Raw genomic sequence first — 11,564 nt, 5'->3', positions numbered from 1 at the left:
CGCGGCGACTTCTCGAAGATCCCGAACGGCATGCCCGGGGTGGAGAACCGGATGGATCTGCTGCACCAGGCCGTCCTCGACGGGCATATCTCGCGGCGCCGCTGGATCGACATCGCCTGTGCCGCCCCGGCGCGGATGTTCGGCCTGTACGGCAAGAAGGGGACGATCGCGCCGGGGGCGGACGCGGATGTGGTGATCTACGACCCGGCGGCCGAGCAGGTGATGTCCGCCGAGACGCATCACATGAACGTGGACTATTCGGCGTACGAGGGGAAGCGGGTCACGGGACGGGTGGAGACGGTGCTTTCGCGCGGCGAACTCGTCATCGACCAGCGGGAGTTCGTGGGGCGGGCCGGGCATGGGGCGTATCTGGCGCGGGGGACCAGTCAGTACCTCGGCTGAGGGGTGCGTGCCGGCACATGCGGTCCGGAGGCCCCGGCTTCCGGACGGCGTGGCCGGGTGATGCGTGGCACTTGGGTCCGTCCGGGGCCCAAGTCACCCGTGGACGGCGTGCAGTTCGTCGGCGAAGTGGTGGTGGCTGTGCCGCCAGGCGGCCCCGGTCCGCCGGGCGCCGGCGAGATGCGGGTGGCCGGGGAGCAGGCCGAAGTGTTCGTGCTCGTGGACATGACCGCGGCTCGGCGTTTCGGCGGCGGCGGCAGCGGCAGAGGCAGCGGACCGGGCGGGCCACAGGCGTACGGCGAGCAGCGCGGCACCGAGTGCGATACCGCCCAGAACGATCACCGCGCTCCGCAGCCCCGCGCTCGCGCCCACCCAGCCGGCCAGCGGATAGGTGAGCAGCCAGGCGCTGTGCGAGAGGGAGAACTGCGCGGCGAACGCGGCGGTACGTTCCTTGTCGGGCACCGCCCGCCGGATGAGCCGCCCTGCCGGAGTGAGCACCATCGAACCGGCCGCACCGAACAGGGCCCAGGTGGCCAGGAGCGCGGGCCACCGCCAACTCCCGCCCGGTGCCGCGGTGATGATGCCGGCGGCGAGGAATGCCACGGGCAGCGTCAGCACGCCGCCGAGCATCACGGCGCGGTCCGAGCGTCGCTCCAGAACCCGCGGCAGCACCAGCGCGACGCTCATCGACCCGCCGCCGTACGCCCCGAGCGCAAGCGCCAGGCTGTCCGCGGACAGCCCGAGGAAGTCCCGTACGTACACGATCGAGTTGACGGTCACCAGCGCGCCCGCGGCGGCGACCGCGACATCCATGGCGAGCAGCGAGCGCAGAGCGGGCTCGCGGAAGAAGAGCCGGCTGCCTTCCGTCGCCTTGGCGTACACCCGTCGGTCGGCCGGAGCGTCGGTGGCGGGGCGCGCGGCGGGCAGCACGGCCGAGACCACCAGCACCGCCGAGGCGGCGAAGCCGAGCATGGTGCCCAGGAACAGCCAGTTGTACGTGATCACCGAGAGCAGGACGGCGGCGAGCGCCGGACTGAACAGACTCTCCAGGTCGTAGGCGAGCCGGGACATCGACAGGGCCTGGGTGTAGTCGCGCTCCTTCGGCAGTACGTCGGGGATGACGGCCTGGAACGTCGGGGTGAACGCGGCGGACGCGGCCTGCAGCAGGAAGACCAGGACGTACACCTGCCAGACCTGGGTCACGAACGGCAGGAACAGCGCCACGCCCGCGCGGGTCAGATCGGCGCCCGCCATCAGGGCCCGCCGGGGTATCCGGCCGGCCACCGCACCGACGACGGGCGCGATGGCCACGTACGCCACCATCTTGATCGCCAGCGCCGTGCCGAGCACCGAGCCGGCCGCCGGGCCCGCGATGTCGTACGCGAGGAGCCCGAGCGCGACGGTCGCCAGGCCGGTGCCGGCCAGGGCGATGACCTGGGCGGTGAACAACTGCCGGTAGGTGCGGTTGCGCAGGACGGACAGCATGGCGTCTCCCGGGCGTGACGTGCGGCCGACTCCCCGAGTGTATGCATAGGTGCGCAGCTACGCACATATGCAGGCGACGCCTTCCATGCTCCGGGCACACCGCGCTCTACTCTGTCGTCATGCCAGCTCGCGAGCCCCGATCACCTGCGCCCGATACGCATCTGCGGACTCCGGACAGCGCGCGTCTCGCGGAGGCGACCGCGGTCTTCGCGATGCTCGCGGACGCGACCCGGCTGCACCTGTTGTGGCTGCTCGCCCAAGGCGAGTCGGACGTCGGGTCGCTCGCCGAACGCTGCGCCGCATCCCGTACGGCGGTCAGCCAGCATCTGGCGAAGCTGCGCCTCGCGGGCCTGGTCGACACCCGCCGCGAGGGCCGGCACATCCACTACAGCCTGCGTGACGGTCATCTGCGCCGTCTGGTCATCGAAGCCCTGAGCCACGCCGACCACCGGGTGAGCGGGGCGGCTCCGCACGACTGAGCGCGGCTCCGGAGGTCCGTACGCACCCCTGTGTGAAACTCCCTTGCGCAATGGTCAAGAACCCTTGACCATTGCGCGCATGCCTACCGACGATCTCCCCGATTCATTTCACGTCACCACGGACGAACAGCTGCGCGCCGTATCCAATCTGACGCGGCATCGGATCATGGCCGTGCTCCGCTTCGAGCCGGCGACGATCACGCAGATCGCCGAGCGGGTGGGCCTCGCGAAGGGGAGTTCCAGCTACCACGTGCGCCTCCTCGAGCGGGCCGGCCTGGTGAAGGTGGTGCGGACGCGGAAGGTGCGGGGGGTCACCGAGCGGTACTACGCGATGGCCGCGCGCTCGATCGAGCTGCCGGACCCGGGCGAGGGAGGGCCGGATGTGCTGATGCGGCATGCGGTGGCGGATCTGGAGGCGTCGCCGCCCGACGGCGAGCGGCACGTACGGATGGCGCATCTGCGGCTCACCGACGAGCAGTTCGCGCAGCTGGGCGCGCGGCTGCAGGCGCTGGCGGACGAGTACCGGGAGCTGTCCGATCCGTCCCTGCCGGACGCCTCTCTCGTCTTCGCACTGTTCCATCCGGCGCCGCGTCAGCAGGCAGGTGGAGTCAAATGACCTCGGACATACGGAAGTTGCCGGCCGGGTTCGGACGGCTGTGGACCGCGCAGACGATCTCCTCGCTCGGTGACGGGGTGTCGCATGCCGCGCTGCCGCTGCTCGCGTTGACGCTGACGAGGGATCCGATGGCGCTCGCCGTCGTCACGGCGGCGGGGACGCTGCCGTGGCTGCTCTTCGGGGTGCTCGGCGGCGCGCTGGTGGACCGCTGGGACCGCCGGCGCACGATGTGGGCCGCGGACATGGTGCGTGCGGCGCTGCTCGCGATCCCCGCGGCGGCGGGCCTGCTCGACATGCTGAGCATTCCGCTGCTCGCGGCCGTCGCCTTCCTGCTCGGCCTCGGCGGACTCTTCTTCGACACGGCCGCCACGGCGTATCTGCCGGATCTGTTGAGCCGCGACCCCGCACTCCTGGAACGCGCCAACTCCCGCTTGCGCGGCGCCCAGACCGCCATGTCCGGCTTCGCCGGGCCGCCCGCGGGCAGTGCGCTGCTCGCGCTCGGACGGGCCGTTCCGCTGCTCGCCGACGCGGTGTCGTTCCTGGTCTCCGCCGTGCTCGTACGGTCGCTTCCCGCCATGCCCCGGCCGGTGCCGGAGGTCCGCGCCTCGCTGCTCCGGCAGGCGAGGGCCGGTGCTTCGTACGTCTTCCGTGACCGGCTGCTGCTCGGTCTCGCGCTCCGCCCGGCGGTCGGGAACATCGCCTTCCTCGCCGTGGAGACGGTCCTCGCCCTCTTCGCGCACGAACGTCTCGGCATCGACACCTACGGCTTCGGCCTGCTCCTCACGGCGGAGGCCACCGGCGGGCTGCTCGGTGCGGGCATCGCCTCCTTCCTCGGCCGGCGGCTGGGTACCGGCACCGCGATGACCTGCACGGCCGCGGTCGAAGGCCTCGCCATCCTGGGTCTGGCCGCTGCCCCGAACCCGTACGCGGCCGGCTTCGCGCTTGCCGTCTGCGGGGCCGGAATGGGCGCCACGATGGTGCTCGGCCCCTCCCTGCGGCAGGCGATCGTCCCCGCCCACTTGATGGGCCGGGTCACCTCCACCTCCCGCATGCTGGCCATGTGCGCCGCCCCGTTCGGCGCTTTCCTCGGCGGCTGGCTGGCCACCGCCCACGGCGTACGCACTCCGCTGTACGCCGCCGGAGGCCTCCTCCTGGCGATGACGGCCATCACGGCCTCCATGACCAGCAACCGCCGGGTCGAAGCGGCGCTGCGTGCCGCGGCCGACGGTCCGGATCACCCGGCGTCCAAGGGGTCCGCCCAGGAGAGCGCACCCGAGGTGTTGTGACGCGGGTTCGGGGTGCCGAAGACGCGGGTTCGCGGTGCCGAGACGCGGGTTCGGGGTGCCGAAGCGGCCGTCACTCGATCTCGCGCATCATCTTCTCCATCGAGGCGACCGAGATCCGGGCCTGGGTGAGCTCCTCGACGGTGCGGCGCTGTATCTCCACGTTGTCCTCGAGGAGTTGCTGGTACTTCAGCGCCATCTGCTTGTAGTGCTCCTCGCGCGCGGCCAGCATGCGGGCCCGCCAGGTCGCGGCGATCTGCCACACGACCACGATCAGAAAGAGGAAGACGCCGCCGGCCCCGACCACTCCCGCCCAGTCCCCACCGTTCATTTCGCCTGCTCCTTCACTGCCGTCTTCTTCTCCTGCTCGGTGAGCGTCTGCGCGGCCGCCGCCACGACCTCGGGGGTCAGGGCGTACGAGAACGGGGTCAGCTCGTAGAACTTCATCGCCTTGCCGCTCGCCGACAGCTCCAGGGACCCGGTGACCAGTCCGGCCGCCTCCAGGCGCTGCAGATGCATATGCAGCAGCGGGCGGCCGATCCCGATGTCCCGGGCCAGGGCGCTGACGTAGTTGCGGCCCCCCGCGAGGGCCGCGACGATCCGCAGGCGATGCGGATTGCCGAGCGCCGAGAGGATCTTCAGCAACTCGTCCCCCGAGGGGACCGGGCTGTGCGTCATGCCGATCCCTTCGCTCGCATGCGGACGTTCCTACGGTGGCCGCCGAACCCGGCACCTGTCCAAGGAAACTGACACATGTCGGGGAAGGCTGGGGGGCTCTCAGGGTTGTCTCAGGGTTCCCCCGATGAGGTTCTCGCTGTTGCCCCGATGAGGTCTTCCGGTTGCCCTGTCGAGGTACTCCCGGCGGCGTATGCGCCGGGGCTATCGCCCCCATACCGTGAGGAGCGTGAAGACCATCGACCGCTGGGCGGCCCGGCTGCGGGCGCTGCCGCCGCTCGTCGTGGACCTCGCCGTGGTGGCCGTGGTCGCCCTGTTCACCGCGTCCGACGCGGCAGTCAACGACCCCGGATACCGGCAGGCGGACTGGTTCACCTGGCTGCTGCTCGCCGTCTCCCTGTGGGCGCTGGTGTGGCGGCGCAGATGGCCGGTGCCGGTCGTCGCCGTCACCGGCGCGGCCTGCGCGGGCTGGGCGCTGTACGGGCACATTGGGGAGCTCCTGAACCTCCCCGTGATCGTCGCCCTGTACACGGTGGCCGTCCCCGGCAGCCGGGGGCCCACCCTGTGGACCGGTCTGGTGCCCCCGCTCGTCTCGGGCGCGGCCGCCCTGCGGGTCGGTCACGACGTGGCGAACCCGCAGGGGCTGCCGCTCCTGGAGATGATCTGGCCGCTCGTACCGCTGCTGCTCGGTGAAGTCGTGCGGACGAGACGGCAGTTGATGGTCGAGTACGCGGCCAGGGCGGCGCGTGCGGAGGAGGACCGCGAACTGGAGGCGGCGCGCCGGGTGCACGAGGAGCGGGTACGCATCGCCCGCGAGCTGCACGACATCGTCGCCCACACCGTGACCGCGATGACCGTGCAGGCCGGGGTCGCCCTCGACGCGCTGGACGCCAGGCCGGAGGTGTCGCGGCGTGCGATGCGGCAGGTGCGCGAGTCGGGCAAGGAGGCCGTACGGGAGCTGACGGCCACGGTGAGCGTGCTGCGGGCGCAGGACGGTGAGCCGCGTGAGCCCGCACCCGGTCTGGCCCGGCTCGCGGAGCTGGTCGAGCGGTTCCGGGGGAGCGGAGTGGAGATCGCGCTGCGGCTGGGGGAGCAGGGAGAGCAGGGAGGACGGGTTGGGCAGGGAGGGCAGGAAGAACAGGGAGAGCAGGCAGGGACCGGGGCCGTGTCGCCGATGGCCGAGCTGGCCGCGTACCGGATCGTGCAGGAATCCCTGACCAACGTGGTCAAGCACGCGGGAGCCCGGCATGCGGCGGTGTCGGTGCGCGTCGAGGGCGAACGGATGGTCGTCGAGGTCGTGGACGACGGTGCGTGCGCGCCGCCCGGTGCCTTCCCGGCGGGTGGCATCGGTACGACGGTCGGCTCCGATGCCGGTGGTGGTTTCGGTCTGATCGGTATGCGCGAGCGGGCCGTGGCCGCGGGCGGCACCATCGAGTACGGGCCCGTCGCCGGCGGCGGGTTCCGGGTCCGGGCCGTACTGCCGATCGGCGCCGGGGTGTCGGCCGGGAGGAAGGAGTGATGACCGGCCGGGAGGAGGGACCGTCGACCGGCCGGGAGGAGAGCGTGAAGACCGGCCGGGAGGAGAGCGTGAAGACCGGCCGGGAGGAGAGCGTGAAGACCGGCCGGGAGGAGAGGGCGATGACCGTCCGTGTGGTGCTCGCCGACGACCAGACCGTCGTCCGCGCGGGCTTCCGCGCCCTGCTCGATCTGACCGACGACCTGGTGGTGGTCGCCGAGGCGGCGGACGGGATCAAAACGGTGGAGGCCGTGCGCACCACCCGTCCCGATGTCGTGCTCATGGACATCCGCATGCCCGGCGTCGACGGCATCGAGGCCACCCGCCGGATCGCGGCCGACCGGGCGCTCGACGGCGTCCGCGTGATCATGCTGACCACCTACCAGGTGGACTCCTACGTCTTCGAGGCGCTGCGGCACGGCGCCGCGGGCTTCCTGCTCAAAGACATCGAGCCGGACGATCTGCGCGCGGCGATCCGCACGGTGGCCGCCGGAGGGAGCCTGCTCGCGCCCGCCGTCACGCGCTCCGTCGTCGAGGAGTTCGCCCGGCTCAAGGCCCCCGAGGCCCAAGGCGCCGAGCTGCTCGCCCCGCTCACCGACCGTGAGCGCGAGGTGATGGCCCTGGTCGCGGCCGGGCTCAGCAACGAGGAGATCGGCAAGGAGCTGATCATGAGTCCGCTGACCGCGAAGACACACGTCAGCCGTGCCATGACGAAACTCGGGGCGCGCGATCGGGCCCAGCTGGTGGTCATCGCGTATGAGACAGGGCTTGTGAGGGCGGGCGAGCGGTAAGGGCGCAGGGGCTACTCCCACGGGAGTAGCGGCCGACTCCCGGTGGTGGATGTCCGGATTCGCCCCGCTCCGTAGCGTCGAGAACATGATCGAGGCAACGCAACTCACCAAACGCTACGGCGACAAGACCGCCGTCGACCGGCTGTCCTTCACGGTCCGGCCCGGCAAGGTGACCGGCTTCCTCGGGCCGAACGGCGCCGGGAAGTCCACCACGATGCGGATGATCCTCGGGCTCGACGCCCCGAGCGGCGGCCGGGTCACCGTCGGCGGCAGGCGCTACGGCGACCTGGCCGCCCCGCTGCGGACGGTCGGCTCGCTCCTTGACGCCAAGGGCGTGCACGGCGGCCGCACCGCCTACCAGCACCTGACGGGGCTCGCGGCGAGCAACGGGCTGCCGCGCCGCCGGGTCGACGAGGTCCTGGAGATGGTCGGCCTGCCGCCCGCGACGGCCCGTAAGCGCACCAAGGGTTTCTCGCTGGGTATGGGCCAACGGCTCGGTATCGCGGCCGCGTTGATCGGTGACCCGGAGGTGCTGATCCTCGACGAGCCCGTCAACGGCCTGGACACCGAGGGCATCCGCTGGATCCGCGACCTGATGAAGTCCCTTGCCGCCGACGGCCGTACGGTCTTTCTCTCCTCGCATCTGATGAGCGAGATGGAGCTGACGGCGGACCATCTGATCGTGATCGGCCGGGGCAGGCTGCTCGCGGACACCACGGTGCGCGCGTTCATCGAGAACAACTCCCGTGCCCATACGCTCGTGCGCACCCCCGAGCCGGAGAAGCTGCGCGCGCTGCTCGAAGCCAAGGGCGCCCGCGTACGGATGGACCCCCGCGGTGACTGGCGGGTCGACGGGCCGGACGCGCGGGCCATCGGCGACCTGGCCCATGAGCACGGCCTCGCGATCCACCAACTCACGTCCACGCACTCCTCGTTGGAGGAGGTGTACACGGCTCTGTCCCAGGATTCGGCCGAGTACCGCACCACCGGGCGGCCCGAGGAGGCCCTGCGATGACCACGGACACCACGGACACCACAGCGCTCAGGGGTGCGCGGGCAGGTTTCGCGGGGGCCCTCGCGTATGAATGGATCAAGTTCCGCAGTGTGCGCTCCACCGTGTGGACCACCGTCGCGACCGCGCTCATGCCCGTCGTCGGCGCCGTGTTCGTGGCCCTGACCAGCAGCCTTCAGCCCGACGACACGGTTCTCGGCGGCAGCCTCACCATGTCCGTCACCGCGCAGATGCTGGCGGCGGTGGTGGGAGCGCTGGTGATCAGCGGCGAGTACAGCAGCGGCACGATCCGCACCACGTTCGCCGCCAACCCGCGCCGCGGCACGGTTCTCGCCGCCAAGGGCACGCTGGTCGCGGGCCTGATGTCGGTGCTCGCTCTCGTCTCCTGCACGCTCGCCTATCTCGTGGGCGACGCGCTGCTCGAGGACGGACAGTACGCCCAAGGCGAGCCGCTGCCCGCGCTGTTCGGCATCGCGGCCTCGTTCGCCGTGGCCTCGCTGCTCGGGCTCGCGGTCGGCACGCTCGTACGTCACTCGGCGGGCGCCGTCACCACGGTGATCGGTCTGCTGCTCCTGCCCTCCCTGTTCGGACCGCTGTTCGGTGACGCCCGGCGCTGGGTCGCCGGCCTGTCGCCGACGGCCGCCCTGGAGAAGCTGATGCAGACCTCGGACGCGTCGGCGGAAGCGGTCGGCAGCCTGGGCGCCTGGCCGTCGCTGCTCCTCGTCGCCGGCTGCACGGCGGTCCTCGTACTCGCCGCCGCGGGAGTGCTGCGCCGGCGCGACGTGTGAGCGGTCGTCCGAGCGTCTCCTTTCGTTGTGGCGGCGAGCGTGACACCGGCGAGCGTGACACCGGCGAGCGTGACACCGGCGAGCGCGATATCGCCCTCGCCGGCCTCGGCGCGCGGAACTGTCGGACCAGGAAGCTCAGTTCACCGCCGAAACGCTCACCCGGTGGCCGCGAGCACCGTCGTACGACCGCCGAGCGCGCGCGAGAACTGGTCGGTGACCTGTTCAAGGGCCTCCCGAGGCGCCTGTTCCACGATGACGGCGCCGTCCGGCCGCAGCTCGATGTGCCGGTCGAGGACGAACCAGCCGGGCGTGATGTGAGCGGGCCCCATGGAGGCCAGGACCGGGCGCAGGGCGTAGTCGATGGCGAGCACGTGCGAGGTGGTGCCGCCCGTGGCGAGCGGCAGCACCGTCTTGTCCTTGAGGGCGTACTGCGGGAGCAGGTCGAGAAGGGACTTGAGGAGACCGGAGTAGGCGGCCTTGTAGACGGGGGTGCCGATCACCACGCCGTCGGCCCGCCCGAACAGGGCCGTGGCCTCGACGATCGCCGGGTGCGCGAAGTCGGCGTGCAGCAGGGCCTCGGGCGGGAGGGTGCGCACGTCCAGGGGAATCACCTCGTGCCCCTGCGAGGCAAGCCGTTCGTCCAGATGGCGAAGGAGCCGGGCGGTACGGGAGGTGGCGGAAGGGCTTCCGGAGACGGACAGGATGGTGGCCATGGCGGGACCTTTCTCGGTGGGTCAGCGCGTCAGGGGAGTAGCGGGAGCGGGAGCGTGGAGCACCGGGCCCCAGGGGAACGGTGGGCCAGGAACTTCATGACGCGGCCCCTTCCTCTCTCACGGAGCCGGGGCGGGCCAGGCCCAGATGGTCGCGCAGAGTGGTGCCCGCGTAGTCGGCGCGGAACACACCGCGCTCCTGCAGCAGCGGTACGACCCGGTCGACGAACGCGTCCAGGCCGCCCGGCGTCAGGTGCGGCACGAGGAGGAAGCCGTCGGCGGCCTCGGCCTGTACGTGAGTGTCGATGGCCGCGGCCACGGACTGCGGGGTGCCGACGAAGGGCTGCCGGGCGGTCTGCTCGATGGCCAACTCCCGTATGGACAGCCGCTTTTCCTCCTGCTGACGGCGGATGTGTGCGGCGCGCTCCTGCGCCTCCGCGTCCGTGTCACCGAGTACGAACGTGGCCGCCGGCAGGATCAACAGGTCCTCGGGCCGGCGCCCGTAGCGGGCCAGGCGCCGTTTGACGTCGGTGTGGAACGCGCGGCCCGCCTCAAGGCTCCCGTGGCGGCTGAAGACGACGTCGGCGCCGCGGGCGGCGAACTCACGTTCCTCGTCGGAGTCCCCGGCCTGGATGAGGACGGGGTGCCGTTGCGGCGAGTGCGGCAGAGCGGGGCGCGCCGCGAGGTCGAACCGCGGGCCGTTGTGCCGCACGGTGCGCGGGGTGCGGTCCGGCGGCCAGGCGTCCCACAGCGCGCGGGCCACGTCCACGACCTCCGGGGCGCGGCGGATAGGGGCCCCCCCTGTTCGAGCGGAGCCGAGAACTTCGGGGAGGCCGGCGCGGCCCAGGGAGCCGCCGCGCCGGAAGTTCTCGCCGGTGAAGGCATCCGAGGCGGTGACCACGTTCCATGCCGCGCGCCCGCCCGACAGATGGTCCAACGAGGAGAGACGGCGGGCCAGTTCGTACGGTTCACTGAAGGTCGTGTTCACGGTCGCGGCCAGGCCCAGACGCGCCGTCACCGCGGCCACCGCGTTCAGGACGGTCAGGCGGTCCGGGCGGCCGACGAGGTCCAGGTCATGCATCAGCCCCTCGCGTTCCCGCAGCCGCGGCCCTTCGGCCAGGAACAGGAAGTCGAACTTGCCGCGCTCCGCCGTGCGGGCGAGATGCCGGAACGTGGAGAAGTCGACCTGGCTGCCCGATTCGGGATCCGTCCACACCGTGGTGTTGTCGACGCCCGGGAAATGTGCGGCGAGGTGAACCTGCCTGCGCTGAGGGGTGGTTCGGTCAGGGAGATGAACCTGACTGCGCGGAGCGGCGGTTCGGTCTCGGTCAGGGAGACGCACCTGCCCGCGCGGCGCGGTGGTTCGGTCGGTGGTCATCGGACGGTCTCCGCGTAGCGGCTCGCCGGCCGGGCCAGACCGAGGTGGTCGCGCAGCGTGCGCCCGGTGTAGCCGGCCCGGAACAGCCCGGCTTCGCGCAGCCGGGGGACGAGGCCGTGCACCAGGAGCGGCAGTTCGGTCACGACAGCGGTGGGCACGAGATGGAAACCGTCGACGCCGCTCGCCGTGTGCCACCGGGCGAGCAGCGGGGCGAGCGCCGTGGCCGCCCCGGCGAAGCGGAGCCCGCCGGCCGGCTCGGCGGCCGCCAGGAGCCCGGCGCAGAGATCGACGGCGACGCGCAGGAGCACCCGTACCTCCTGGGGGTCGCGTCCTGCCTCGGCCACCCGGTCCAGGAGCGCATCGCGCGCCAGCCGGGCGGGGCCGATGCCGGGCGCCTCCCGGGGGGCCAAAACCGCCCGCCGCGCCCCCGAC

13 protein-coding genes and 1 pseudogene are annotated in these 11,564 nt (G+C 71.9%); 8 read left to right on the top strand and 6 right to left on the bottom strand.

Going from position 1 to position 11,564, the window contains the following annotated elements; all coding sequences use genetic code 11:
• The coding region (locus tag JAO81_RS40500) for an amidohydrolase family protein (RefSeq protein WP_199553017.1) at positions 1 to 402 on the top strand (402 nt) is incomplete at its 5' end.
• 93 nt (positions 403 to 495) lie between these two features.
• On the opposite strand, the gene JAO81_RS40495 is transcribed toward JAO81_RS40500, so the two are convergent.
• Positions 496 to 1,884: an MFS transporter gene (locus tag JAO81_RS40495; RefSeq protein WP_199553016.1), complete on the bottom strand. Its 1,389-nt coding sequence runs from the start codon at positions 1,882 to 1,884 to the stop codon at positions 496 to 498.
• A gap of 119 nt (positions 1,885 to 2,003) precedes the next feature.
• On the opposite strand from JAO81_RS40495, the gene JAO81_RS40490 reads away from it, so the two are divergent.
• The 3 genes from JAO81_RS40490 (at position 2,004) to JAO81_RS40480 (ending at position 4,265) form a co-directional block, all read left to right on the top strand.
• Positions 2,004 to 2,363, top strand: a complete 360-nt coding sequence (locus JAO81_RS40490; RefSeq protein ID WP_199553015.1) for a metalloregulator ArsR/SmtB family transcription factor — start codon at positions 2,004 to 2,006, stop codon at positions 2,361 to 2,363.
• Between the two features lie 79 nt (positions 2,364 to 2,442).
• Positions 2,443 to 2,979 carry a transcriptional regulator gene (locus tag JAO81_RS40485; RefSeq protein WP_199553014.1) on the top strand — a complete coding sequence of 179 codons (537 nt, stop codon included), beginning with the start codon at positions 2,443 to 2,445 and terminating at the stop codon, positions 2,977 to 2,979.
• A complete protein-coding gene (locus JAO81_RS40480) occupies positions 2,976 to 4,265 on the top strand; it encodes an MFS transporter (protein WP_199553013.1) in 1,290 nt (429 codons plus the stop codon). Before JAO81_RS40485 ends, JAO81_RS40480 begins: the two co-directional genes overlap by 4 nt.
• 70 nt (positions 4,266 to 4,335) lie before the next feature.
• Here JAO81_RS40480 and JAO81_RS40475 read toward each other — a convergent pair whose 3' ends face one another.
• Both JAO81_RS40475 and JAO81_RS40470 read right to left on the bottom strand, forming a co-directional pair.
• On the bottom strand, positions 4,336 to 4,593 hold the full coding sequence (locus JAO81_RS40475; protein ID WP_199553012.1) for a hypothetical protein: 258 nt from the start codon (positions 4,591 to 4,593) through the stop codon (positions 4,336 to 4,338).
• Positions 4,590 to 4,940: a winged helix-turn-helix domain-containing protein gene (locus JAO81_RS40470; protein ID WP_199553011.1), complete on the bottom strand. Its 351-nt coding sequence runs from the start codon at positions 4,938 to 4,940 to the stop codon at positions 4,590 to 4,592. Before JAO81_RS40470 ends, JAO81_RS40475 begins: the two co-directional genes overlap by 4 nt.
• A gap of 226 nt (positions 4,941 to 5,166) precedes the next feature.
• Here JAO81_RS40470 and JAO81_RS40465 point away from each other — a divergent pair, with 226 nt between their 5' ends.
• The 4 genes from JAO81_RS40465 to JAO81_RS40450 all read left to right on the top strand — a co-directional run bounded on the left by JAO81_RS40465 (position 5,167) and on the right by JAO81_RS40450 (position 9,044).
• Entirely contained in the window at positions 5,167 to 6,456 is a 1,290-nt protein-coding gene (locus JAO81_RS40465; RefSeq protein WP_307814207.1) for a sensor histidine kinase, read from the top strand.
• 119 nt (positions 6,457 to 6,575) lie between these two features.
• Positions 6,576 to 7,244, top strand: a complete 669-nt coding sequence (locus JAO81_RS40460; protein WP_199553018.1) for a response regulator transcription factor — start codon at positions 6,576 to 6,578, stop codon at positions 7,242 to 7,244.
• A gap of 85 nt (positions 7,245 to 7,329) precedes the next feature.
• Positions 7,330 to 8,259, top strand: a complete 930-nt coding sequence (locus JAO81_RS40455) for an ABC transporter ATP-binding protein (RefSeq protein WP_199553009.1) — start codon at positions 7,330 to 7,332, stop codon at positions 8,257 to 8,259.
• Positions 8,256 to 9,044: an ABC transporter permease subunit gene (locus tag JAO81_RS40450; RefSeq protein ID WP_199553008.1), complete on the top strand. Its 789-nt coding sequence runs from the start codon at positions 8,256 to 8,258 to the stop codon at positions 9,042 to 9,044. The genes JAO81_RS40455 and JAO81_RS40450 overlap by 4 nt, the downstream gene beginning before the upstream one ends.
• A gap of 155 nt (positions 9,045 to 9,199) precedes the next feature.
• Here JAO81_RS40450 and ssuE read toward each other — a convergent pair whose 3' ends face one another.
• The 3 genes and pseudogenes from ssuE to JAO81_RS40435 all read right to left on the bottom strand — a co-directional run.
• On the bottom strand, positions 9,200 to 9,757 hold the full coding sequence (gene ssuE, locus JAO81_RS40445) for an NADPH-dependent FMN reductase (protein WP_199553007.1): 558 nt from the start codon (positions 9,755 to 9,757) through the stop codon (positions 9,200 to 9,202).
• Positions 9,758 to 9,851: 94 nt separating this feature from the next.
• Positions 9,852 to 10,970: an LLM class flavin-dependent oxidoreductase gene (locus JAO81_RS40440; protein WP_307814205.1), complete on the bottom strand. Its 1,119-nt coding sequence runs from the start codon at positions 10,968 to 10,970 to the stop codon at positions 9,852 to 9,854.
• A gap of 158 nt (positions 10,971 to 11,128) precedes the next feature.
• Positions 11,129 to 11,564, bottom strand: a pseudogene (locus JAO81_RS40435) (FMNH2-dependent monooxygenase); the annotation flags it as partial.

The organism is Streptomyces sp. N35, assembly GCF_016464295.1.
Classification (GTDB): domain Bacteria; phylum Actinomycetota; class Actinomycetes; order Streptomycetales; family Streptomycetaceae; genus Streptomyces.
The sequence above is the reverse complement of the archived record's forward strand: the minus strand, read 5'-3'. Positions and strand labels throughout refer to the sequence as shown.